Annotated in this window: 21 protein-coding genes; 11 read left to right on the forward strand and 10 right to left on the reverse strand. The window is 68.2% G+C overall.

Annotated features, from left to right (window positions below):
- Positions 1-53 precede the first annotated feature (53 nt).
- The 3 genes from G8760_RS09180 to G8760_RS09190 all read left to right on the forward strand — a co-directional run bounded on the left by G8760_RS09180 (position 54) and on the right by G8760_RS09190 (position 3,316).
- Positions 54-995 carry a GNAT family N-acetyltransferase gene (locus G8760_RS09180; protein WP_166350157.1) on the forward strand — a complete coding sequence of 314 codons (942 nt, stop codon included), beginning with the start codon at positions 54-56 and terminating at the stop codon, positions 993-995.
- Between the two features lie 136 nt (positions 996-1,131).
- Positions 1,132-1,794, forward strand: a complete 663-nt coding sequence (locus tag G8760_RS09185) for a pyridoxamine 5'-phosphate oxidase family protein (protein ID WP_166350159.1) — start codon at positions 1,132-1,134, stop codon at positions 1,792-1,794.
- A 136-nt stretch (positions 1,795-1,930) separates the two neighbouring features.
- Positions 1,931-3,316, forward strand: coding sequence for a glycoside hydrolase domain-containing protein (locus G8760_RS09190; protein ID WP_166350161.1), 1,386 nt, complete (start codon positions 1,931-1,933; stop codon positions 3,314-3,316).
- A gap of 6 nt (positions 3,317-3,322) precedes the next feature.
- Here the strand turns inward: G8760_RS09190 and G8760_RS09195 are convergent, their stop codons facing one another.
- From G8760_RS09195 to G8760_RS09210, 4 genes are read right to left on the reverse strand one after another with little or no spacing between them, the layout of a single operon-like run.
- Complete coding sequence (locus tag G8760_RS09195; protein ID WP_166350163.1) at positions 3,323-3,769, reverse strand: MaoC family dehydratase; 447 nt, start codon at positions 3,767-3,769, stop codon at positions 3,323-3,325.
- 52 nt (positions 3,770-3,821) lie between these two features.
- Entirely contained in the window at positions 3,822-5,495 is a 1,674-nt protein-coding gene (locus G8760_RS09200; RefSeq protein WP_166350165.1) for an FAD-binding oxidoreductase, read from the reverse strand.
- Complete coding sequence (locus G8760_RS09205) at positions 5,492-6,247, reverse strand: lysophospholipid acyltransferase family protein (protein ID WP_207782189.1); 756 nt, start codon at positions 6,245-6,247, stop codon at positions 5,492-5,494. Before G8760_RS09205 ends, G8760_RS09200 begins: the two co-directional genes overlap by 4 nt.
- On the reverse strand, positions 6,244-7,065 hold the full coding sequence (locus tag G8760_RS09210) for an SDR family NAD(P)-dependent oxidoreductase (RefSeq protein WP_207782190.1): 822 nt from the start codon (positions 7,063-7,065) through the stop codon (positions 6,244-6,246). Before G8760_RS09210 ends, G8760_RS09205 begins: the two co-directional genes overlap by 4 nt.
- A gap of 130 nt (positions 7,066-7,195) precedes the next feature.
- Here G8760_RS09210 and G8760_RS09215 point away from each other — a divergent pair, with 130 nt between their 5' ends.
- From G8760_RS09215 to G8760_RS09235, 5 genes are all read left to right on the forward strand, one after another.
- Positions 7,196-7,795: a TetR/AcrR family transcriptional regulator gene (locus G8760_RS09215; RefSeq protein ID WP_166350167.1), complete on the forward strand. Its 600-nt coding sequence runs from the start codon at positions 7,196-7,198 to the stop codon at positions 7,793-7,795.
- A gap of 130 nt (positions 7,796-7,925) precedes the next feature.
- The gene (locus tag G8760_RS09220) at positions 7,926-8,855 is read left to right on the forward strand and encodes a hypothetical protein (protein ID WP_166350169.1); all 930 of its coding nucleotides are present in this window, start codon (positions 7,926-7,928) and stop codon (positions 8,853-8,855) included.
- On the forward strand, positions 8,852-11,185 hold the full coding sequence (locus tag G8760_RS09225; RefSeq protein ID WP_166350171.1) for an HAD-IB family hydrolase: 2,334 nt from the start codon (positions 8,852-8,854) through the stop codon (positions 11,183-11,185). Before G8760_RS09220 ends, G8760_RS09225 begins: the two co-directional genes overlap by 4 nt.
- Positions 11,175-11,969, forward strand: coding sequence for a ferritin family protein (locus tag G8760_RS09230; RefSeq protein WP_166350175.1), 795 nt, complete (start codon positions 11,175-11,177; stop codon positions 11,967-11,969). Before G8760_RS09225 ends, G8760_RS09230 begins: the two co-directional genes overlap by 11 nt.
- A 91-nt stretch (positions 11,970-12,060) precedes the next feature.
- Positions 12,061-12,858, forward strand: coding sequence for a lysophospholipid acyltransferase family protein (locus G8760_RS09235; protein ID WP_207782191.1), 798 nt, complete (start codon positions 12,061-12,063; stop codon positions 12,856-12,858).
- Here the strand turns inward: G8760_RS09235 and G8760_RS09240 are convergent.
- The 6 genes from G8760_RS09240 to G8760_RS09265 all read right to left on the reverse strand — a co-directional run bounded on the left by G8760_RS09240 (position 12,836) and on the right by G8760_RS09265 (position 20,756).
- A complete protein-coding gene (locus G8760_RS09240) occupies positions 12,836-15,418 on the reverse strand; it encodes a GH116 family glycosyl-hydrolase (RefSeq protein WP_207782192.1) in 2,583 nt (860 codons plus the stop codon). The genes G8760_RS09235 and G8760_RS09240 overlap by 23 nt on opposite strands.
- Positions 15,419-15,435: 17 nt before the next feature.
- Positions 15,436-16,230: a hypothetical protein gene (locus G8760_RS09245; protein ID WP_166350179.1), complete on the reverse strand. Its 795-nt coding sequence runs from the start codon at positions 16,228-16,230 to the stop codon at positions 15,436-15,438.
- On the reverse strand, positions 16,227-17,111 hold the full coding sequence (locus G8760_RS09250) for a carbohydrate ABC transporter permease (RefSeq protein WP_166350181.1): 885 nt from the start codon (positions 17,109-17,111) through the stop codon (positions 16,227-16,229). The genes G8760_RS09245 and G8760_RS09250 overlap by 4 nt, the downstream gene beginning before the upstream one ends.
- Positions 17,108-18,049, reverse strand: coding sequence for a carbohydrate ABC transporter permease (locus G8760_RS09255; RefSeq protein ID WP_207782193.1), 942 nt, complete (start codon positions 18,047-18,049; stop codon positions 17,108-17,110). Before G8760_RS09255 ends, G8760_RS09250 begins: the two co-directional genes overlap by 4 nt.
- Complete coding sequence (locus tag G8760_RS09260) at positions 18,046-19,362, reverse strand: ABC transporter substrate-binding protein (RefSeq protein ID WP_207782194.1); 1,317 nt, start codon at positions 19,360-19,362, stop codon at positions 18,046-18,048. The genes G8760_RS09255 and G8760_RS09260 overlap by 4 nt, the downstream gene beginning before the upstream one ends.
- Before the next feature lie 437 nt (positions 19,363-19,799).
- The gene (locus tag G8760_RS09265; RefSeq protein ID WP_207782195.1) at positions 19,800-20,756 is read right to left on the reverse strand and encodes a DMT family transporter; all 957 of its coding nucleotides are present in this window, start codon (positions 20,754-20,756) and stop codon (positions 19,800-19,802) included.
- A gap of 82 nt (positions 20,757-20,838) precedes the next feature.
- Between G8760_RS09265 and G8760_RS09270 the strand changes: the two genes are divergently transcribed.
- The 3 genes from G8760_RS09270 (at position 20,839) to ku (ending at position 23,432) form a co-directional block, all read left to right on the forward strand.
- A complete protein-coding gene (locus G8760_RS09270) occupies positions 20,839-21,777 on the forward strand; it encodes a LysR family transcriptional regulator (RefSeq protein WP_166350185.1) in 939 nt (312 codons plus the stop codon).
- 590 nt (positions 21,778-22,367) lie between these two features.
- On the forward strand, positions 22,368-22,541 hold the full coding sequence (locus G8760_RS09275; RefSeq protein ID WP_166350188.1) for a hypothetical protein: 174 nt from the start codon (positions 22,368-22,370) through the stop codon (positions 22,539-22,541).
- Positions 22,542-22,556: 15 nt separating this feature from the next.
- Positions 22,557-23,432, forward strand: a complete 876-nt coding sequence (ku, locus tag G8760_RS09280; RefSeq protein WP_166350191.1) for a non-homologous end joining protein Ku — start codon at positions 22,557-22,559, stop codon at positions 23,430-23,432.
- Positions 23,433-23,442 lie beyond the last annotated feature (10 nt).

Here is a 23,442-nt window from a genome sequence, read left to right on the forward strand (position 1 = left end):
GTGGCGGCCTCCCTATTCTTTGTGTGCCGGTGAGGCACTGGTGGAGGTCATCCATGTCTACGATCCACGTACGCCCGTTTCGGCGTGAAGACCGCGATCAACTCACCGCCTTGGTCAACGCACACGTCCAAGCGGTTGTCCCGGGTGCGTCGGTACCGGTCAACGCGGTGCTGAGCCAGCTCGAACGCGAACCCGGCGAGTTCGTCGTCGACCCATGGGTCAACCAGCGGGTCACCCTCGTCGCCGAGCAAGATCGTCGCGTCGTCGCGGCAGCACACCTGACCCGGTACGGTCCGGGCGACGACGTCGGTGCCGAGTATCGTGACGCCGCCGAGATCAACTGGATGCTGTTCTGGCCGGAGACGCCGTCGAAGCACCGGTATACCAACGCGGCCGACACCCTGCTTGCCGCCTGCCTGAGACAGATGGACAGGTGGGCGGCCCGTCGCTGGTACGCCGACGGTGCCCTGCCCGCGCCCGGTGTGTACGGCGTACCTGAGCAGTGGCCACACGTGCGTTCCAGCTATGAGCGGGCCGGATTCGTCCACAACGGGCACACCGAGGTCGTGCTCCTCGCCACCATCGACGACCTGCGGGTTCCCGCAGCTCCGCTGTCCGGCCTGGTGAGCAGGCGGGCGGTCGGTCCGCTCGGCACTCGGATCACCGCTACCCGAGAAGGCCGGTTCGTCGGGTACATCGAAGTGGACACCAACCTGGACCACGCCGGGCGGCTGGTCCGCTTCGGCGCGTGGGCCGACATCTGCGATCTTCACGTCGCTGAACCACACCGGCACGACGGTGTCGCCGGCTGGCTGATCGGGACGGCGGCGCAGTGGCTGCGCCTAGCGGGGGTGGCACGTGTCCTGGCCTACGCCTGGGCCGAGCACGACGACGAACTCGCTACGCTACGGGCCGCCGGTTTCGGTGACCTCACCAGCACGGCGCGGGGTTGGGAGCACCCGTCGAGGCGTACTTCGGCCGGCGTCCACTCCTGATGCACCCGACCATCGAGGTGCGCCGGCGTGGGGTGTCCGGTGTGCCCGGATGTGGCGGACGGCGCCGATATGTCCGGCACACTACGATGGCGGGGAACGGTGGGTCGCTTGGTGGGGCGCAGGGAGGTTCGTGATCATGACATATCCGCATGGAGCCGACGACGCCGGACGTCCGGGCTCGGTTGGAGAGCACGCTCTCCAGGAAGCCTCAGGCAGCCGCGATCGGGCTGATCGTTTCTATCGGGAGCAGATGTCCACGCAGCTCAACGAGGAGATGCAGGAGTTCATCGCGCGGATGGAGATGGTATTCGTCGGCACGGCCGACGGCCAGGGGGAATGCGACGTCACTTTCCGGGCCGGCCCCGCGGGTTTCGTGCGGATCCTCGACCCGCGGACGATCAGCTGGCCCGAGTATCGCGGCAACGGCGTGCTGGCCAGCACGGGCAACATCACCGAGAACGCTCACGTCGGGCTTCTGTTCATGGACTTCGTGCAGGACCTCGTGGGTTTGCATGTCAACGGTGCGGCGGCGTTGCTGGCCGCCGACGAGTTCGAGCAGCGATACCCGACCGAGCACGTCGCCGTCGACATACCGGGTCGCCAGCCGGAGCGGTGGGTGGTGGTCGACGTGCACGAGGCGTACATCCATTGCTCCAAACACGTCCCGCGTCTGGTGCCGGTGCCGCGGAATCGGGCGTGGGGTACCGACGACCGCAAGAAGAAGGGCGGCGACTACTTCGGCGTGGCCGCCGAGCGAGGACTGGCGCCGCATCAACGCAGTGGCGCGTCGGGTCGGTAACACTTTTTCGCCGATACCTGGGCAACAGCCGCCGCACCCGGGCCGACAGGGGACTTTCGGCCCTAGCCACAGAGGTGTCTCGGGCGGACACTGATGGTGGGTTGGGGCCGGCAGGCCGCCTAGAGGAAGGCACGCCATGACCACGTCGACGGCGAGCGGCAGGACGGTCGGGCGCCCACGGGCCAGGCATCAGGCGGCAGGGCGGACCGGCAAGGCCCTCCGGATGCTCCTCGCTACCGCGGCGAGCGGCGTGCTGCTGGTTGGCCTCGGCGTCACCGCGTCGGCTGAGCCGGACACGCCGGTGCGCTACCCCACGGGGGCGTCGGCCACGCGGGCCGACCGGCTGGCGTTCGACACGTGTACCGCGCCGTCGCTGGACGCGTTGCGGGCGTGGAAGAGTGCCTCGCCGTACCGGGCGGTCAATATCTATTTCGGTGGCAACAACCGTGGGTGTACCCAACCGAACCTCACCGCGTCGTGGGTGCGGCAGGCGACCGCCCAAGGCTGGCGATTGCTGCCGACGTACTTCGGTTACCAGCCATCGTGTATGTACGGCAACAAGCCGAACCGGTATACCGCGTCGAACGCGACCGCCCGTGGCACGTCCGATGCGAAAGACGCCGTGGCGCGGGCGAAGGACCTGGGCCTCTTGCCCGGGAGCGCGTTGTACGCCGACGTCGAGCATTACAACCGCGCCGACACGTCCTGCCGGACCTCGGTGCGCCGTTACGTGTCGGCGTGGACGAAGACACTCCATGAGGCCGGCTACCTGGCCGGCGTCTATGTCCACCAGGACTCCGGCCTGCGGGACCTGTCGGCCAGCTACGATTCCACGACGTACGCCCGGCCGGACGCGGTGTGGATGGCCCGGTGGGACGGCAATCGATCCCTGACCGGCTGGCCGACCTCCCCGAACAACCACTGGGCGATCTGGCAGCGGGCGAAGCAGTACCGCGGCGACCACGACGAGACGTGGGGTGGCGTCACCATCAACATCGACAGCGACGTGATCAAGGCGCCGGTGGCCACGGTGGCCCGCCGGTACACCGTGACGAGCGGTACGCCGTTGAACGCTCGCACCGGTCCAGCCACGTCGTACGCACTGGTACGGACGTACCAGCCGGGCAGCACGTTGTCGGTGGTGTGTCAGACGACGGGCCAGCAGGTGGGGTCGACGAAGGTGTGGAATCGGCTGAGCACCGGAGCGTGGGTAACCGACCGCTACGTGTCGACACCGTCGACGACGGGTTTCACGTCCGGCCTGCCGCGGTGTATGTATCCGGGCCAGGTCACGGCGAACGTGGCACTGAACGCACGGACCGGGCCGGGATCGTCGTATCCGACGAAGGGGAATCCGTTACCCCGTGGCTCGCTGGCCTACGTCATGTGCCAAGCCCCGGGTAACAAGGTCGGCACGACGTCGGTGTGGAACAAACTCCGCGACGGCCGTTGGGTGAGCGACTACTACGTGTCCAGTCGGTCCAACACGTCGTGGAGCACACCGGTGCCACGGTGTCCGTGACTCCCGTCACCGGGGGTGGGGGAGACGTACGAGGGCTCGGGCTCTGGTGAGCACCCGGCTATCGCCGGCCCTGGCTTCCAGCGCGATCTCGACGACGCCGTGGTCGGGCAGGGCCGCGATGGTCGCCGTCATGGCGATGCTGACGCCGGTGTCGTCGTCCGGAACGACAACGGGCTGGGAGAACCGGACGCCGTATTCGACGACGGCGCCCGGGTCCCGCAGCCAGTCGGTGAGCAGGCGGCTACCCAGCGCCATGGTGAGCATTCCGTGCCCGATGACATCGGGCATACCAACCGCCACCGCGACCCGTTGACTCCAGTGGATGGGGTTGAAGTCGCCGGACGCCCCGGCGTAGCGGATGAGGTTGTCCCTGGTGAGCTGGTACGTACGCTCAGCCACGATGTCACCGACGGCGAGGTCGGTGAGCGGGCGTGGTGAACGTGCGGTGGCCACGGATCCTCCGGGTGAGGTGATGGTGCTCGGGCGGCGACGTGCCGCGGGCAGGTCAGGGGCCCGCGGTCGGGATGATCTTGTCCGGGTTGAAGTTGCCGTTCGGATCGGCGCTGTCGAGCAGGCCACGCATGAGCGCCACCCCTTCGGGAGAGATGTCCTGGGCCAGCCACGGTGCGTGTTCGACCCCGACCGCGTGGTGATGGGACAACGTTCCACCGGCGTCGATGAACGACTGCTGGATCGCCGATTTGACGTGGTCGTATTGCTTGATGGGTTCGTCGCCGTGGACGAAGGCGAAGGTGAAGTACAGGCATGCTCCGCTGTGGTAGGAGTGCGACAGGTGGCACATGATCCAGCCCTGCACCCCGAGGTCGTCATAGGCGCGGCGGGCGGCCGCCATCGTGGTGTCGTACAGCGGACGTAGGGCGGACCAGGGGGCAGCGGTCTCGGAGACGTCGGCGGCGGCGCCACGGTCGAGCAGGAAGTCGCGGATGTACGGGGTGTCGAACTTCTTCTGGTCGTACAACGCCCCGGGCCCTTCACCGACGTAGACCCCGCCGTGCCGGCGGACGATCCGCCGGACCAGCCGCTTCTCGTACCGCACGTGTGCGGCGCTGCCTTCGTAGCCGATGAACGACAGGCACATCTGGGACAGATCCCAGCCACGTTTGCGCAGGAACGTGGTGAGTGCCTTGGTGCCCAGCGACTTCAGGCCGGAGCTGGGGGTGCGGGTGGCGAAGGAGAACGCGCTCTCCGGGGCATCGGACACCCGGGTGACCGACGGGCTGGCGTCGCTGGCGGCGATGTCGCGCATGGCGGCGAGGCCGGCGTCCCAGCTCGGGAAGAGATACCCCAGGATCTGGCGGACCGGTGGGATGCGGTGCACCTGCACGGTGGCCTCGGTGATCACGCCGAGCCGGCCTTCACTCCCAACGATCATCTCGCGCACGCTGGGACCGGTGGACGCGCTGGGGATGGCCCGGATGTTGACGACGCCGTCCGGCCGGGCCAGCCGCACGCCACGGACGATGTCGGCGATGTCGCCGTATTTGTCGGACTGCATACCCGAGGAGCGGGTGGCGATCCAGCCGCCCAGGGTGGAGTGAGCGAAGCTGTCAGGGAAGTGGCCGAGAGTCCAGCCGCGTGCGGCCAGGGCGCGTTCGAGGTCAGGGCCTTGGGCGCCGGCTTGGATGCGGGCCAGGCCGGAGGCGTCGTCGACGTCGAGTAGTTGGTCGAGCCGGCCGAGGTCGAGGGAGATGACGACCCGCTGTTCGTCGGTGGCGGGTTCGAGGCTGCCGGAGATGTTGGTGCCGCCGCCGAAGGGAATGAGGACGGCGTCGGCGTCGACGGCGGCTCGTACGAGCGCCCGCACCTGGGCTTCGTCGGCGGGGTACACGACGACGTCGGGACAGCGTTCGATGGCGCCGGAGCGCACCCGTAGGAGGTCGCGGATGCTCTTGCCGTAGGTGTGCACGACGCGGCGCATGTCGTCGACGTGGACGTGCTCGGCGCCGACGATGTCGGTGAGCTGCTCCCGCAGGCTGTCGTGGAGCCGCGAGGGCGGGACGTCGAGCGACTCGAACGACTGCGGAGGCGCCGGGGGTGCCGAGACGTCGAGGCCGATAGCCGCCTGCACGAACGGCGCGAACTCAGGTTTGTTGTGGTGCTCGAAGCTGACGCCGTCGTCGCCCCATCCCCACCACTTCATGTGTTTGACGTGGGTCATGACATCTCCCTTGGATCGCCGGCGGGGCCGTTCGGGCGGGCGCCGTCCGAGCTGTTCTTGTCATATAGTCGCCGCACTTCGTCGGCCAGACGTTCGGTGAACGCCGTGGGGGACTCGTCGGGTTCGGGCCGCAGGGGGGTGCCGATGGCGACGATGACGTGCGGCCGGCCCCGCACCGGCCAGTTCTTGCCGCGCGGCATGGCTTCGTAGGCACCAACGAGGGCGACCGGAAGGCACGGAACGTCGCAGGCGATGGCGAGGGCGGCCGCGCCGGGTTTGAACGGGCCGATGGTGCCGCTCGGGGAGCGTCCACCCTCGGGGAAGATCAGCAGCGGGACGCCGCGCTGGAGGAGTTTCTTGGATACGCCGGAGTGCACCCGGGTACCCGTGCGGTCGACGGGGAAGGTGTTGAAGACCAGCGACGTCAGCCATTTGCGCCAGCGCACCTCGAAGAAGTAGTCGGCCGCGGCGCCGGTGGCGAGGTAACGCGTCAACCGGCGTGGCAGCGCGCCGATGATGAGCGGGGCGTCGAGGTGGCTGGCGTGGTTGGCGGCGACGATGAACGGGCGCGTGACGTGGTCGAGGTCGGTGTAGGCGCGGACCTCGACCGTGGTGAGGGTCCACACCAGGGGTTTGAGCATCATGCGCTGGAGGATGAACCGTGGCACGGCCAGGCCACGGGAGGTGAAGCGCCGGTAGCGCTTCTCCTTGGACGCTGCGCGCGTACCCCGCGGGACCATCTTGAGAATCACCGGACCTCCTCGTCCCCTGGATCTGGAGTCCCCCGTCGAGATGTGATTCTCCCCGATACGGAGCGGACGGCGCCTCGGGGTAGGTGTCGGACCGCCCACATCAGTGCACGGTACCGGGCGGAAGGGATGGAGACGACCTTGCCGCGGGCGACATCGCGCAGGCAGGTGGTGACGACGTCGTCGGTGTCGGTCCACAACCACGAGGGGATAGACGAGGTGGAGATGCCGGCGCGCTGATGGAACTCGGTGTGGACCCAGCCTGGGCACAGAGCGGTGGCCTGAACACCGGTGCCGCGCAGCTCAACGGCGAGGCTCTCGGTGTAGACAGTGACCCAGGCCTTGATGGCGGAGTACATACCCATGGTCATGTATCCGGCGGTGCTGGACACGTTGATGATGGCCCCGCGGCCACGGGGGAGCATGGCGCGCGCGGCGGCCCCGCCCAGAACGAGGACGGCGCGGCACATGACGTCGAGGGCGGTGTCGAACGGGTCCGGGTCGGGGTCGGTCAAGCGCTGGCGTACGGCCATGCCGGCGTTGTTGACGAGTATCCCGATGGGCTCGTCGACGGCGGCCAGGCGGTCGGCGACGCGCTGGACGTCGGCGGCTTGGGCGAGGTCGGCGCGGAGGATGGTGGTGCGCCGGCCGGTCTCGGCGGTGATGGTGTCGGCGGTCTGGTGCAGCCGCGCTTCGTCGCGGGCGACGAGCACGATGTCGTATCCTCGTCGGGCGAGATGCTGGGCGAATGCCAGCCCGATGCCTGACGTCGCCCCGGTGACCATCGCGCTGGTAGGGGGCTGGCTCGCCGGATCGGCCACCGCGCTATCACTCCTTATGGTGTCATCTCGGCCCAAAACGAACCCTCGTTCTCTTAATTTGCCACATCCCCTTGTACTTGTCGACGCCGCCTCCTTGTAAAGAAGGAACGTCCGTTTTACGGTTCGAGGTATGCCTCGGGTGTCGCAAGAGCATAGCGACTTACGTCGTCAACAGATCCTGGGTGCCGCGCGCCGTTGCTTCGTCCGTGAGGGGTTCCACCAAACCTCCATGGCCGACATCTTCGCCGAGTCCGGACTGTCGGCCGGGTCGGTGTACGGGTACTTCAAGAGCAAGAACGACATCATCGGCGCTATCGCGGGCGACGTCGTAGCCGAGATCGTCCGGCTCCTCGAGCCGATCATGGCGGCGGAGCCGCTACCCACCTGGGAGGAGGCCATCGAGCGGGGACTGGTCTCGGCCAGCCAGGTCGCGTTCGGTGACGAGGGATTCGGCCGCCTGGCGCCGCAGGTATGGGCCGAGGCGATGCGGGACGAGGCGCTGCGCGACGTGCTGGGGGAGCGCTACCGGCGGATCCATGAGCTGATCGCCGGCCTGGTGGCGGCCGAGCAACGGGCCGGCCGAATCGCCGCCGACCGGGACCCCGTCGATGTCGCGAAGGTCTTGTTGTCAGTGGTGGTTGGATACATGTTGCAACGGCTGTTGCTGGGCGACATCGAACCAGTGGTCTACGCCAGGGCGCTGTCCGCGCTGGCGAGGCCGGGCGATTAGGTGGGTGTGAAGTTGCCGAGCGGCGCCGGTGTGTGGCAAGTTAAAAGAACGGATATTCGTTTTAGCGGCCTGATGATCCTCCTGTCAGGGGGTAATGGAAGACTGGGCCGAGCCGAGTTGAGGAGGTGTTGTGTCCGGATCTCACCCGAGATCACCCATGCTCGCCATGGGTGGCGGACCGACCACCAGCTCCTCGATCCCATTCGACGTGCGGGCCTTCGCCCACGGTGCTACCGGCTCGCACCGCGATGAGCTAGGCCTCGCGGAGTACCAAACCCGAGCCTTGCCTCCGGATACCCTGCGCAACCTGCAACACCTGCGCCATCTGGAGAGTGCCACCATGCGTTACCTGAGGCAGGTACTGGTCACGCCCACCCACAAAGACGCCAGGATCACCGCGTTCCTCACCACATGGGCGTTCGAGAAGTACTGGATGGCCGACGGACTGGCCGCCATCCTCGAGCACCACGGCTGGTCACCCAACTCCACCCAGGCGCAGACCCCGGCACCTCCGGCCGACCGGTGGCGCCGGCTGCAAGACCGCTTCGCGCCGATCGGACGGTCGCTGGTCGACAACGCCGTCGGCGACGACATCATCGCCGTGCACATGGCCGTCGGCGCTATCGACGAATGGATCATGCACGCGGCGTACCGGCGGGTCGCCGAACTCGACGACCACCCACGGCTGCGACGCACCGTCGCCACCTTCGTCGAGATCAAGACGCGGCACCTGGAGTTCTTCGAGGCCGAGGCGCGGGAACGGCTGGCCGGCTCGCAGCGCGCGCGCCGGCTGACCCGGAGCCGGCTGCCCCGCGCGTCGTGGCCACCACACGCCCGGCGCCGCCCGGGCTCCGCCGACGCCGGATTCTTCGGCCACCTGTTCGCCGCCACGCCGGTCGTCGTCAACCAACTCGACCGACAGATCAGGACGCTACCCGGACTGGAATCGCTTGCGCTGGTTCGGGCAACAGTGGCAGCGTCAACCATGCCGCGGCGGTCGACCCCAACGACGGCCGGCCGGCACCGATCCACCCCCTTCCCGTACCGGAGTGACACATGACAACGCCAGGGCACACCCTGTCAGGCGCCCACGTGCTGCTGACCGGCGGCACGGGATTCGTCGGGCAGGCCGTGCTGGAACGGTTGCTCTCGCGGTATCCGGACACCCGCGTCAGCGTGGTCATCCGGCCGAAAGGCAGCATGTCCGCCGACGACCGGCTGGTCCGGCTGCTCCGCAAGCCGGTCTTCCGCACCTGGCGACGCAGCGTTGGTGCCGCCGAGGCCGAACGGCAGGCCAGGGAGCGGATCGACGTCGTCGCCGGAGACCTCGCCGACGGCGTGGAACTGCCAGCGGACCTTCACACCGTGATCCACGGCGCGTCGGCGGTGAAGTTCGACCCACCCATCGACGAAGCGTTCGACACCAACATCGGTGGCGCCACCGGGCTGTACGGAGCGCTGCGCGCCAGCGGTGCCACACCCCATGTGATCCACGTGTCGACGGCCTACGTCGGCGGGCTGCGCAAGGGCATCACACCGGAGCGTTCGCTGAGCCACGAGGTCGACTGGCGCGCCGAGGCCGCGGCGGCGACCACCGCTCGGCAACGCATCGACCTCGCCTCACGCCAGCCGGAGGTGCTGCGCCGGTTGCTGGCCCAAGCCCGGGCCGAACACGGCAAGGTCGGCCCGCAGGCGGTCACCCGGGCCACCGAGGCGGCCAGGGCGGAATGGGTCGACGAACATCTGGTCGAGCAGGGCCGGCTGCGGGCCCAGAGCCTCGGCTGGACCGACGTCTACACCTTCACCAAGGCCCTGGCCGAGCGGGCCGCCGAAGACCTCTGGGCCGGGTCCGGCCAGCGGTTGTCCGTCCTGCGGCCCACCGTCATCGAAAGTGCGCTGCGGCATCCGTTCCCGGGCTGGATCGACGGCTTCAAGGTGGCCGACCCGCTGATCTTGGCTTATGGCCGCGGTCAGCTGCCCGACTTCCCGGCGTTGCCGGACAGCGTGCTCGACATCATCCCGGTCGACTTCGTCGTCAACGCCATCCTGGCCGCGGCCGAGACCCCGCCGGAGCCTGCGTCGGCGCCCCGCTACTTCCACATCGGCTCGGGGGCATCCAACCCGCTGGCGTTCCACGAGATGTACCGGAACGTGCGGGAGTTCTTCGTCGCCTCGCCGCTGCCCAAGGAGGACGGGCACGTGCAGGTGCCGTCGTGGCGGCTGGCCGGCGGGCGTCGGGTCGAGCGGTCCATGCGCCAGCGGGAGGCGGTGGTGGCCGGCGCCGACTGGGTGCTCACGAGGCTGCCGATGACAGCCCGGTCGCGCGGCTGGGCCGACCGCGTCCACGGCTTGCAGCGCGATCTACGCTCGCTGCGCACACTCACCGAGCTGTACCGGCCCTACGTGCAGACCGAGATGGTGTTCGACGACACCCGGGCCCGCGAGCTACACGAGTCCGTTCCCGCGGCGCTGCGCGACGAGCATGGGTTCGACGTCGCGGAGATCGACTGGGTCGACTACCTGCAGCGGGTCCACATCCCGGCGATCACCACCCTCAGCCGGGCGTTTAGCAGTAGGCCAACCACCACTCCACGCCCCACGCGGATGTTGTCGGTGCGCTCGGACGCGCTGGCGGTGTTCGACCTCGAAGGCACCGTGCTGGACTGGAACCTCATCGAGCAGTACCTCTGGTTGTGTCGCTCGCTGGGGCCGGTGTCGCGCTGGCCGCGCGAGTTGGGCAGCCTGGCGGTGGCTCTACCCGGATACGTACGGGCGGAGCTGCGCGACCGAGGTGAGTTCATCCGGGCGTTCGCTCGCCGGTACGAGGGCCTGCCGGCCGAGGAGATCCAGAGCATCGCCCAGGGGGCGTTCGGCCGGGCGTTGCGCCAGCGGGTCCTTCCGGACGCCGTGGCCTCCGCGCAGGCACATCGAGCCGCCGGTCACCGCACCGTGCTCGTCACCGGGTCGATCGACATGCTCGTCGATCCCATCGCGCACCTGTTCGACGACGTCGTCGCCGGCCGTATGCACCAGGCCGACGGAGTGCTGACCGGCTACCTCGACGCACCACCGCTGGTGGACGAGGCCCGAGCGGCCTGGCTGACGCAGTATGCCGACCGGCACGGGCTGGACCTGCGCCACTCGTACGGCTACGGCGACAGCCACGCCGACGTCGCCTGGCTTCAGCAGGTAGGGCACCCCGCCGTGGTCAACCCGGACGGCAAACTGTATAGGCACGCGCGGCGGCAAGGCTGGGCGGTGTACCAGTGGAGCCGTTCGGCCGGGGCACCAACACCCGGCCTCCGCGCGGAAGCCGGCCACCCGGCCGTCGACGCGCGGTGGCCCGATGGTCGCGACGAGCGGAAGGACACCACGTCGCATGGCGTTTGACATCGAGCGGTTCGCGACGAAGTCCGAACGGGTGCAATGGAAAGACCTGTCGTTCGACGACTTCCGGGAGAAACCCCTACCTCCGCACACGTTGCGCAGCCTGCGGTACATGTGCGACGTCGAGTACCACACGGTGTGTTACCTGCGTGACCTGCTCGTCACACCCGCGCACGAAGACGAAGACGTCAACACCTTCTTCACCATCTGGAACCGTGAGGAGTTCTGGCACGGGGAGGCGCTGGCCGAGGTGCTGGGCTGGCACGGCATCACCGTGAACTTCGACGCGTTGAAGGCCAAACGGCTGAAGGTCGGATGGAAAGACCGCCTGGACCCGGTGAAGCAGTCCGTTCTCGGCAACGTCATCGGCGCCGACTTCATCGCCACCCACATGATCTGGGGCGCTATCAACGAATGGTCGGCCAGCGCCGCGTACACCCGGCTGGCCGACCTCGAAGGCCACCCCGCCCTGGCCGAGCTGCTGCGCCGGATCGCCCGGCAAGAGGCGCGGCACGTCGCCTTCTATGCCACGCAGGCCCGCAAGCGGCTGGAGGCCAGCAAGAAGGCGCGAGTGGTCGCCCGGTTCGCGCTTCGGAAGGCGTGGGCGCCGGTGGGCTCCGGGGTGATGCCGGAAGACGAAGTTGTGCACGTCATGACCCATCTGTTCAGCGGCCCGGACGGAATGGCCGAGATCCGCCGGATCGATGAACATGTGGGGCGGATGCCCGGCCTGGACGGATTGACCATCGTCGAAGATGCGATGCGTGCTCGTGGGGTAGCCGCCTGAGCGGAGCACCCGGGTGCTCCGCTGGCATGCTGCAAGGAAAGGAACGTCATCGGGGCGTCGACCGGCCTCGGTGCGGTGGAGGTGGTTGACGGTGGCGGTCGGGGACTCCTACGCGGCCCAGGCTGGGCGGGCAGAACACCCTGAGTATTGGCATGACGTACCGGGACCACCCGGCGACGGCACGCGCCTGTTGCGTCCGGTGGCGGTCGGCGTGGTCCGAGGGGCCTGGCGGGTGCGGGTCCACGGCCACCACAACATCCCCGCTCGAGGTCCGGTGATCCTGGCATCGAACCACACCAACATCGTCGACGGTCCGCTGCTCTATGGTGTGGTCCGCCGACCAGTTCATGCGCTGGTCAAACAGGAGATGTTCGCGGGTGTGCTGGGCCCGGTGCTGCGTTACATCGGGCAGATACCGGTCGACCGGTTCGCCCCCGACCCGGCCGCGGTCAAAGATTGCCTGGCGGTGTTGCACCGCGGCGGTGTCGTGGCGATCTACCCCGAAGGCACCCGCGGCACGGGGTGGTTCGAGCAGACGAAACCGGGGGCGGCTTACCTGGCGTTGTGCACGGGAGCCCCCATCGTTCCGGTGGTGTGTATCGGTGCGGGGGCGCGAGGTTCCACCGGTCGGCTGCCGCGCTTGCGCAGCACTATCGACGTCGTCTTCGGAGCACCGATCGAGACCACCGCGGTGCGTTGGCCACGGCGCCGAACCGTGGTGGGCGAACGCGCCGACGACCTCGCCACCCGGCTGCGCGAGCACGTCCGCTGGGCCTGCGAGCTCACCGGCCGTGACCCGGCCGGCCGGCCGCTGGCTGGGCGCGAGTTCACCCGGCCGACGGCTCCGCGGCCCGGTGACGACAACGTCAACCGCGCACAGGCAGGGTGAACGATGCACCAGCGGTGATCGTCAACGGTTCGGCGAACACCTCCTGGGCCACGACCTCGGCGGCGGCCACCACCTCGATCGACCGCAGCGTGAAGGCCCCGGAGGTACACTCCAGCCGGACCGCGCCACCGGACTCGACAGCCCGGCCCCAGCCGTGGTCCAACACCAACGGCCAGCCACCACCTTCGGGTGGCCGGGCCAACCGCAGCGCGCCCGTGGCAGCGTTCCAGCGCACCCCGGTCAGCGCGTCGAGAACACTCCAGCCGGCCATCGCCCGCACGTAGTGATCACCACACTCGATTTCGTTGTACGGGTTGCGCCGACGGCCGTCGTAGCGGGCCCAGACACCGTCGAGGATCGCGTGTGCCTCGTCGGTTAGTCCCTCGTACAGGCAGTGCGCCGCCACCTGGTATTCGGTCCCGGTCCACACCTCGTCGCAATAACGTGTCGGTACTCCTGGACGTCCGCCGGCCGGCCACGAACACATAAGGAGGCCGGTGTCGTCGCCGTCGGCGAATACCCGCTGTCCGTGGTCGACGTCGCGGAAGCCGCGGCGTAGGTTATGGCGGACCACGGCCCGCAGGGCGGACCGGACGTGGTCGGGCGGGAGAATGTGGCCAAGATCCAACTGGTGTGCCCACCACTGTCCGATCAGCTGATCCGACAGGCAGCCGGCACCCCACTGGTAGTCCGTCGACTCATCGGGGTCGAGCACCTGGATGTAGTACTCGCCGTCGAACAGCAGCGTGTCGTAGGCGGCGCTACCTTTCTCGAAGCGCTCCCGGACCGCCTGCGCGGTGGCGTCGTCGTCCACGAGCCGCGCCATCTCCTCCGTCGCCCGGAGTGCGGCCAGCCACAGGCTGCCCATAAAGCTGTTCACCCCGTGCAGATCGATGTCGTGGGTGGACGGCTGCACGCCGCGCAACACCGCGGTGCCGTGCGGGTCCCAGCGCCCGGTGATGTGCTCCATCAGGCGCAGCACGTGTGGCCAGTAGCCGGCCAGCCATCCCACCCCGGCCCCGTTGCGGACCTCGCGGTACGTCTTCAGCACCGCGCCGAGCATTCCGTCGAGGGCCGGTTCGTGTGGCCCGCCGATGCCCACGTCCCATAGCTGCCGCAGGTAGGTGGGCACGATCACGCGGTGCGGAATGGATCCGTCCGGTGCTTGCATGACATCGAGTTCGGTCTGGCGCATGTCGCGCTCCAACGTTGGGAACAGCGTGGCCATGGCCTGCGCGTAGTTCCACACATGGGTGCAGTTGAGCGGACACGAGCCGCCGATGTCGCCGGACCACATAACCGTCGACGCCCCCAACACCCCTTCGAAGCCGAAGAAGGTGCCATCGGCGGTGCGGAAGCAGCTCGGGCTGCGCGGCGTGGACGCCTGCGCGGCCAGGTGCTCGGTGGTGGTGGCGTCGAGGGCGGACTCGTCGAGCAGGTCGGTCCAGGCGGTGGTGGCGTCGACCAGGTCGGTCCACCGTTCGGTGACGTCCCGGGCAACATCCCGGGCATCCTCATACGCCTGGGTGTAGTGGTTGCCCAACCAGAAGCGGGTCGGTCCCCAGGCCGGCTGCGGCGGACCGAACTGCTGGAAGTTGACGTAGCGGTTGGGAAAGTGCCAAGCCAGTAGGTACCGGATGGAGACGTGGGCGCCGGGTTCGAGATGGAAGGGCGCGGCCAGGCCGCCGTTCCAGGTCTGCCCAGCCGGGCTGGCACCGCCGTGCACCGGTGGTGCACTGGACTGGAAGTCCGGGATGTGTGGCGCGGCTCGGCCGAACTCGGCCGGCAGGCGCGCGCCGCGTCCGCGGAGGAACGCCATGAACTCCGCGGGCTCAGACCACTGTGCCGATGCGGCGGCGGCCGGTGTGTCACAACCGAGGAGCATCTGGCCCGCACCCGCCGCGGCCGGATCGAGGGTGGAGTTCTCCAGCAGCAGGTGGGTCCATCCACCGGCGCGGACGGTGCGGTTGGTGTTGCCGCCGTATCCCGGAAACCGGGTGCCGTGGATCGGTGAGACCCCGTCGTAGCCGATGGCGTTCTGCAGCGCAGCCCCGAGCCAGCCGTGGACCGGGTAGGCGCCGGTGTTGGTGAGGCTGAACGTGAACATCGCCACCGGCAGGCCGGAGACGTCGGGGTCCAACGGCACCATCGGAGTCAGTGCGCGCAGCCGGACGTCGAGGGGAAGTGCACCATCGTGGAAGGTGACATCGGCGACGGGGTAAGTGGCGGCGAAGGTGGTGGCGTCGACCCCGTGCCGGCTGGCCAGTTGGTGTTGCCAGTCGGGGAGGGTGTCGTCGTTGACGAGGGGGGTTGGCAGCGGTGGGGTGGCCGGTGGGCGGGCCTGCAACACGCGCAACTCGTCGATGGGCGGCTCCCATTGGGTAGCCCGCAGCGCGAAGAACGATCCGGGCAGGTCGCCGAGGTGGTTGCCGATGTTGTGCAACTGCCACTGGCGCAAGCCCCCGTCGGCGCCCAGGGCGAGGTTGCCGGTGCCGATGCCACCCAGCGGCATCGCGACGTGCGGGCCGTCGACGGAGCGGATCTCACGTCTGGCTGCCACGGTTGAGTCTCCCTTGATCATGGTCGGCGGGGTTGGATGGTTGGGTGCACGCCGAGCGTGGCCAGGCTGGTCCACGCGGCGGCGACGACGACGAGGGCACTCGCGGCGGGGACAACGGTGAGCGTGATCGGCCACCGGCCGGCCAGGTACCCCGATGCGGCGACGAACACCAGTGCCCCCAGCACCGGCACCGGGCGCCGGGCCACCGCGGCGAGGCTCACCCACCACAGATACCGCCAGCGGGCCTGCGGGTACTCGATACCGAGAGGTAGGGCCACCACGGCGCCCGCCGCGGCGAGAACGGTGACACAGCCGCTGAACAAGGCCGACCCGAAGAAGACGGGCGATCCGGTGGCGCCCCACGCGTCGAACCCGATCAGTGTGAGCAGGGCAGGCAGCATCACCGCGGCGGTGACGCCGGTCAGCCGGCGCCAGGCCACCCAGCGAGGGCTCGGCGCCGGGCGGCCCGACGGGGGCACCGGGGAGTCGTCGGAGTCCGGTTGGGTGGCGATCCGGTGGGCGACGAGGACGAGGAGGGCCGTCGGTGCGGCCAGCACCAGGCCGGCCAGCCCGATCCGCGGCACCAGGACCGGTGGGGTTAGATTGGCCACGAGCCAGGCCAACACCCCGAACGGCAGTGAGGCGGCCACCACGAGGTGAAAGTGTGGCCAGAACCGTCTCGCCACCCGGCGCACCCAGTCGATGTTGGAGCCAACACCGACCCGGCCCTGGATGACCGTCGCGGGTGGTGCGGCATGGGGCGCCGGTGGTGTGGCGTGGACGGCCGGGTACGGCCCGGCTGTGGCGCTCATCCGCGCATCCCGGCCGTGGCCACGCTGGCCACGAAATTGCGCTGGAAGACGATGAACAGGACGAGCATGGGGACCACCACCATCGTGATCGCGGCGAACACCACGGCGGCCGGTGCGCCGCCATGCCCGGCCTGCAACGTGACCAGGCCGAGGGGGAGGGTCATCTTGTCCGGGCTACTGATGAAGATGAGCGGACCGAAGTAGTTGTTCCACGATGCCTGAAATCCGAGGATCGCCAGCGCGGACAGGGCCGGTGCCGAGAGCGGAACCAGCATCCGGAACAGGATCCAGAGGTGACCGGCGCCGTCGATCCGGGCGGCCTCGTCGAGTTCCCGGGGGATCGAGGTGAAGTACTGCCGCAGGAAGAAGATGGCGAAGACGTTGATCAGCGCGGGCAACCACAGGGCGGTCAGGGTGTCCACCAGCTGCAGGTTCCGCATCATGATGAACACCGGGATGATCACGAGCTGGGCCGGCACCATCAGCGCACTCAGCATGATGATCAGGATGGGTGTGCTACCCCGGAAGCTCAGCCGGGCGAAGGCGTACGCGGCCAGCACACTGACCAGCAGCGAACCCCCGACGCTGAGCACCGCCACGATCAGGCTGTTCAGCGCCATCCGGCCGATGGGAATCATCCGGTTGACGTCGACGAAGTTCTCCACCGAGAACGGATGTGGTACCCAGGTGGGCGGCACCGAGAACGCCGATCCGGGGGCGGTCAGGCTGGCCGCGAACAGCCAGATCAATGGCGCCACCATCAGCACGCCGACGACGAGCAGGACGAGGTCTAGCAGGTAGGCACGGGCACGGCGGCGGCGCCGGGTACGGCGCTTCGGCGCGGTGAGGAGGTCACGGGCGGGAACGCTGGTGATGGTCATCGCTCGTGCACCCACTTCCGGGCGCCCCAGAATTGCAGCAGCGTGACTCCCATGATGACGAAGAAGATCAGGATGGCGATCGCGGAGGCGTAGCCGATCTGGAACGCCTGGAAACCGGTCTGGTAGAGGTACATCACGATGGTTCGGGTGGAGTTCTCCGGCCCGCCACCGGTGATGATGTGGATCGGGTCGAAGATCTGAAATGCCCCGATGAAGGTGATGATGGTGGCGAAGAACAACACCGGCGACATCATCGGGATGATCACGTTGAACAGGATCTGCCGGCTGTTCGCCCCGTCGGTACGGGCAGCCTCGACGAGTTCGGTGGGCACCGTCTGCAGGCCGGCCAGCAGGATGATGAAGGTGAATCCGATGGTGTACCAGAAGTCGATGCCGATGATCGCGGTCAGCGACCACGATGGATCGACGAACCAGTTGGGTGCGTCGATCCCGATCCGGCCCAGGTAATACGCCACCAGCCCGAAGCCGGGATCGAGGACGTATTTCCAGAGCAGTGCGACGGCGGCCCACGAGAGCAGGAACGGGAAGAAGATGGCGCTGCGGGTGAAGTAGGAGAGCACCCGGTTCATCGGCCGGTTGACCGCTAGCGCCAGCAGGAGGCCGCCGCCGATATGGGTGGCGACCGACGCGAAGGCGAACAAGAAGGTGTTGGCCATCACCCGCGGCAGGAGCGGGTCGCTGAGCAGGCGGGTGAAGTTGTCGAGGCCGACGAACTCGCGCGGCGTGAGCAGGTCCCACGAGTAGAGACTGAGCACCATGGCCGCCGCGAACGGACCGGCGATGAAGACGATGAACAACACCAGGCCCGGGCTGAGGAATAGGTAGCCGGCCAGCGCCTCACGGCGGCGCCGACGGCGCCGCGCAGTGGCGTCCGCCACTGGTGGCGCCGCCGCCGGGACCGGGAGGAGCGCGGTCACAGCAACTCGGCCAGCTGCTGGTTGGCCTGGTCGAGCGCCTCGGAGGCACCGGCGGTTCCGGTGACCACCCGGCCCCAGGCCTCTTGGATGACGGTCTGGGCCTCGGCGCCCCGTTCCGGTGACGGAATGGGGGTGGCATAGGAAACGGCCTCGGCCAGCTTCTCCGAACCCTCTGGTGCGTTGTCGAGGAAGTCCGGGCTGTTGGCCACGGAGAGCCGAGCGGGGACGATGGTGCCGCCGATGGACGCGTAGAAGGAGCTGGCCTCGGTGGAGGTCATGTATTTGATGAACGTCCACGCGTCTTCTTTGTGCTCGGACCCCTTCGTGATTGGCCAGGCGTCCCAGCCGATGGGTGAGCCGTGGCCGGTGTTCTGCGGCATCGGCACGATCTTGACCTTGTCGACGATGTCGAGGCGGCGCATCTCCAGCACCGGCCACCGGCCCCCGGCCAGGGCGGCCAGCTCGCCGCGGCTGAATGCCTCGCCGACCTCGAAGGCACCCCCAGGCTCCGGTGCTAGTTCGCGGGCTACCATCTCCCGGCAGAACTCCACGGCCTCGATCGCGGCGGGAGTGTTGTAGGTGGGTTCGTCCCAGTCGTCATTGAAGGTGCTGGCGCCGTTGGTGAGCAGCCACGGCATGATGTCGGTGAAGTAGCCGCTGCCCATCGGCAGCATGTAGGCGCCGGTGTTGGCTTTGATCTGTTCAGCGGCCGACATGAACTCGTCCCACGTCCAGTCGTCGCCGGGCAGCGGGACCCCGGCTGCCTCGAAGGTCTCTTTGTTGATCCACATACACACGGTGTTGTAGCCGCCGGGCACGTAGTAGGTGCGACCGTCGTGGGAGGCATAGCGGGTGTTCCACTCGTGCAGGTTGGGGTCGATGTCGGCGAGGTAGTCCTCGATGACGTCGGCGTCGGCCTCCATGTAAGAGTCGAGTGGTTCGAGGATGTCACGGGCGGCGAGCAACCGCTGGCCTTCGGTGGCGATCTGGATGATGTCCGGGCTCTGACCGCCGGCGACCCTGGTGGCGACCGTGTTGACGAAGCCGGCCCAGTCGTCGGCGGCGATACCCTGCGCTTCCAGGCCGACGTCGGGGTAAGACTCGTTGAACCGGTCGAAGAGCTGCTGGAATGCCTCTTGCTGGGTGGCGTCGCCGAAGTAGACGAAGGTGAGGCTGCTGGCTCCGCCGCCACACGAGGCCGTCGATCCCACGACGGGGACGAGCAGGCCGGCGCCCATCAGATGCATGAAGCGCCGCCGCGACAGGCCGCCGCGGGTTGGCGCGTGGCCGGGTACCGCTGTGGGGTGAACCATGGTGTCGAGCCCTCCGTCCGGTCGGGTGACCGTCGAGACGAGATGGATGAGAGGCCAAGTACAGAGGGGAGCAGGTCTGAGCAATCGATTACTGCACCCTAGGACCAACGTGCCGGGGCGTCAAGAGCAGCCCCGGCGTGGCGGCCTCGGTCCTCACGTGCGGGGCTCCGGAGGGGTTCGATGACGTGGGCGTGGGCCGGGCGGCAATCGGCCGACGCCACGTGATGTGACGTGTGAGTGCTGGTCACGACCTGGTTCGAGGGATATCCGAGGCAGGGTGAGTGACGTGCGCGAGTGGCGGCTGGTATGGCGTCGCGGCGGTGGTGATGGCCGACGATCTGCCGGCGAACGACTCACATGTGGGGTGGTGGCGGGTGACTCGATCAGGATGCCGACCGCCGTGGAGGCGACGTCCGTCGGCTAGGCTGAGCAATCGATTACTTGCCTGAGGTGCGATGGCTGAGTGCCACACCGACCAGGCAGATCACCCCGCCGGCCAGCCCAAGGAGAGTGGGAATCTCGGACAGGAACAGCCAGGACATCGCTACGGACACGGCCGGCACAGCGTAGGTGGCCGTGCTCAGGCGGCCGGCGGTCATCCGGCGCAGCGCGTAGGCCCACAGGGTGAAGCCAAGGGCGGTGGGCACCAAGCCGAGGTAGACCGCACCGACAACCGCGGCCGCGGAGGCGTCGCGGAGTTCGTCCAGCAGTTGTGGCAGCCACGGTAGAAGCACGGTGGTGCCGACGGCGCACCCGATCCAGATCGCGGTCAAACCGTCCACGTAGCGCAGTGCGACCTTCTGGAGCAGGACGCCACTGGCGAACAGGCCGGCGGCCAGAAGGCACAGGGCCACGCCGACGCCATTGCGTTGGCCGGACGAACCCATCGCGATGATCCCGACCCCGCCGAATGCCACGAGTGAGCCGATCACCAAGGCCCGCGGGAAACCTTCACCGAGCAGCCAGCCGGCCCCGAAGGCCACCAGGAGAGGGGCCACGTTGACCAGGAACGCGGCCGTGCCGGCGTCAACATGCTGCTCCGCGGCGTTCAAGGCGACGGTGTAACCCGCCAGCCACATGATGCCGTAGCCGACGACCAGCGGAATAGCGCGCCGGGGAACCCGGCCGACCCCGGTGGCGCCGGCGCGGGTCCGGGTGGCCAGGGCGATCACGGTGAGGGCGAGGGTGGCGACGGCGAGCCGGATGAGTGCCATCGGGGCGGGGGAGAAGGTATGTCCGACGTCGCGGATGACAACGAAGGCCGATGCCCACACCACCACGGTGACCGCGGCGGCGACGGCGGCCGGGCCAGGGCGGCGGATGTCACGCCGAACCGCGACCGGTGGGGGCGCGGTGATGTGTAACTGGCGTGGTGGCTCGTGGCGACTGGACACGACCTCATCGTCGTCCCAATAAAACAAAAGAACAAGCGACTATTGATGGACGATCGTTAAGGAACGCTATACAATTTCCGGTATGTTAGATGTGCCACGGTTGCGGTTGCTCCGCGCGGTCGTCGCCGCCGGGTCCATCCGGGCCGGAGCGGCCGCACTCGGATACACCCCGTCGGCGGTCAGCCAGCAACTTGCGCTGTTGCAGCGCGAAACCGGTCTTACGCTGCTGGAACGGGTCGGCCGCGGGATCGAACCAACGGCGGCCGGGCAGGTCCTGGCCGCCGAGTCCGAGGTGTTGTTCGCGGCGCTGGGCCGGATCGAGAGCGTCGTGAAGGATCTGCGAGCCGGCCGGATGGGCAGCCTGTCCATCGGCTACTTCGCCTCGGCCGGTGCCGCCTGGCTGCCCCCCATCGTGGCGGCTCTTCAGCACGAGTTTCCCGAGCTCCGCCTCGAGTTGCGGATGACGGAGGTGGAACGGATGCGCCCCGGCTACACCGCCCCGGACATCGACGTGTTCGTCCAAGGGCCGGGTACTGCCGATCCGGACGACGCGGAGATCATCAGGCTGACCGCCGACCCATACTTGGCCGTCATCCCGGCCGGGCACCGGCTCGACGGCGCCGACGAGGTTGCGCTGGCCGACCTTGCAGCCGAGCGGTGGGTCGACAACGACGTCCACGACGGCGCCTGCCGCCGCGTCTTGCTGGATGCCTGCGCCGAGGCCGGATTCGCACCACAGTTCGCCGTGGAAACACACGACTACCCGACGGCGGTGCGTTTCGTGGCCACCGGGGTCGGCATCACGGTGCTGCCCTCGTTAGGACTCCACCATCTGCCGCCCGGTCTCAGCGTCGTCCCGGTGGTCGATCCGACACCAGTGCGTCAGATCAGCGTCGCGATCAAGAAGGCCATCACCACCCACCCCGCGGCTCGGCGGGTGCGAGACCTCCTGACCACCGCGGTCACCGGTGTGGGCGCCACACCAGTACCGCCATCGGCAGTGGGCAGCAGCACCGTTTAGGAAGGCCCGGTGGGTGCTCGCGGCAGCGGGAGCGTCGGCATGAGGACGCTTTGGGGGGATCCCTTGAGGCGGACTCGGCTCTGAACCGTGAGTGTGGAGCCCCAGAAGTAGCACGGAACGCGACTCGCAGGCCCCCGGGACTCGGAGTGTTTGCCGCAGCGGTGCGCCGGGCGAGGTCCGTATCGACCCCCGGGTCCATCCGCATGCGGTCCAGCCGCATGCGCAGGACTGACACACCGCCTCAGCGCGGTCTGCGACGCGGCACGGGACTGCTCAGCGTGTGTTGACTCGGCCCACTACGCCCAAGCAGCCTCATGGCTGCTGCCTCGGGGAGTTGGAGTTGGTGCACGGAGCGAAGTTCGTGCACGGAGCGAAGTTCGTGCACGGAGTGGAGTTAGTGGAGGGAGTGGAGATAGTGCAACAGCGGAGCGGCGCAGGTGTTGCTCTGGCGACACCGACGCCACTCCGATCACGCACCAACTCCACTCCGTGCACCAACTCCACTCCGTGCACCAACTCCACTCCGTGGGCCGGCGTCGTTGTGTTGCCTGGGCTGTTTGGCCGGCACGACGCGGGGTAACCGGGACGACATGTCCGAGCACAGCAGTCCAGACCGGCATGACGATGCACCACGCCATTCAGAGCGGCCGGACCGTGGCCGCCGTTCGCAGCTGTCGTGGCGGCCACGGTTCTTCGTCACTGCGGCGCTCGGCCTGGTGCTATTCGTCGCGTTCATGATGATCCTGTTGTGGGTCGTCTCATAGACACCTGAGACCACCATGGCGCGACCGGTATGGACGGGAAGCATCAGCTTCGGGCTGGTGAACATCGGCGTGGCCCTGTACAGCGCCACGCAGAGCCGCGACGTATCGTTCCGCCAGCTCGAGCAGGGCACCGGCCGGCGGGTCCGCAACAAACGGGTAGCCGAGGGGACCAACCGCGAGGTCGAGTACGAGGACATCACCAAGGGCTACGAGACCAACAGCGGCGACTACGTCGTCGTCACTCAGGACGAGTTAGACAGCGTCCGCCCGGACAAGTCGCGCAGCATCAGCGTGGACGACTTCGTCCGCATCGACGAGGTCGATCCGATCTACTTCCAGCGCAGCTACTACGTCGCACCGCGGTCGGAAGACCAGGAGCACGCGTACGCGTTGTTGCGGGAGGCGATGAAGGAGGCCGGACTAGCCGGGGTAGCTGGGCTGGTGATGCGGAACAAGGAGCATCTGGTGGCCATCCGCCCGCGCGACGACGTCCTCGTGCTCTCCACCATGTTCTACGCCGACGAGATCCGCGCACCACACGACGTCGTCGACGGGCTGCCCGGCGACCAGGATCTGCCCAGCCGGGAGCTAGACACCGCGGTGCAGCTCATCGAGCAGTTGAGCACCGAGTGGAAGCCGGAGAAGTACCACGACACCCATCGTGAGCAGGTGCTGCGGTTGGTGGAGCAGAAGGCTCGCGGCAAGAAGATCGAGGTGGAGGAGCCGGAAGAGCCCGTCGACAACGTGATCGATCTGGTCGCCGCGCTGGAACAGAGCATCGAGCAGGCGAAAGGATCCTCGGCGCCGGTCGAAGGCGTCGTGACCACGGAGTCCGGAGGCGCCGTTATGGCCGCGGCATCACGGGTACCGGTGGGGGAGAGGCGTCTGTAGTAGGCGCCGA

Source organism: Phytoactinopolyspora limicola (assembly GCF_011320225.1).
Lineage (GTDB): Bacteria > Actinomycetota > Actinomycetes > Jiangellales > Jiangellaceae > Phytoactinopolyspora > Phytoactinopolyspora limicola.

Coding starts and splice junctions, on each gene's coding strand:
- G8760_RS09180 (WP_166350157.1), top strand. CDS start 54: ATGTCTACGATCCACGTACGCCCGTTTCGGCGTGAAGACCGCGATCAA.
- G8760_RS09185 (WP_166350159.1), top strand. CDS start 1,132: ATGACATATCCGCATGGAGCCGACGACGCCGGACGTCCGGGCTCGGTT.
- G8760_RS09190 (WP_166350161.1), top strand. CDS start 1,931: ATGACCACGTCGACGGCGAGCGGCAGGACGGTCGGGCGCCCACGGGCC.
- G8760_RS09200 (WP_166350165.1), bottom strand. CDS start 5,495: ATGACCCACGTCAAACACATGAAGTGGTGGGGATGGGGCGACGACGGC.
- G8760_RS09215 (WP_166350167.1), top strand. CDS start 7,196: ATGCCTCGGGTGTCGCAAGAGCATAGCGACTTACGTCGTCAACAGATC.
- G8760_RS09225 (WP_166350171.1), top strand. CDS start 8,852: ATGACAACGCCAGGGCACACCCTGTCAGGCGCCCACGTGCTGCTGACC.
- G8760_RS09230 (WP_166350175.1), top strand. CDS start 11,175: ATGGCGTTTGACATCGAGCGGTTCGCGACGAAGTCCGAACGGGTGCAA.
- G8760_RS09245 (WP_166350179.1), bottom strand. CDS start 16,230: ATGAGCGCCACAGCCGGGCCGTACCCGGCCGTCCACGCCACACCACCG.
- G8760_RS09250 (WP_166350181.1), bottom strand. CDS start 17,111: ATGACCATCACCAGCGTTCCCGCCCGTGACCTCCTCACCGCGCCGAAG.
- G8760_RS09260 (WP_207782194.1), bottom strand. CDS start 19,362: ATGGTTCACCCCACAGCGGTACCCGGCCACGCGCCAACCCGCGGCGGC.
- G8760_RS09270 (WP_166350185.1), top strand. CDS start 20,839: ATGTTAGATGTGCCACGGTTGCGGTTGCTCCGCGCGGTCGTCGCCGCC.
- G8760_RS09275 (WP_166350188.1), top strand. CDS start 22,368: ATGTCCGAGCACAGCAGTCCAGACCGGCATGACGATGCACCACGCCAT.
- ku (WP_166350191.1), top strand. CDS start 22,557: ATGGCGCGACCGGTATGGACGGGAAGCATCAGCTTCGGGCTGGTGAAC.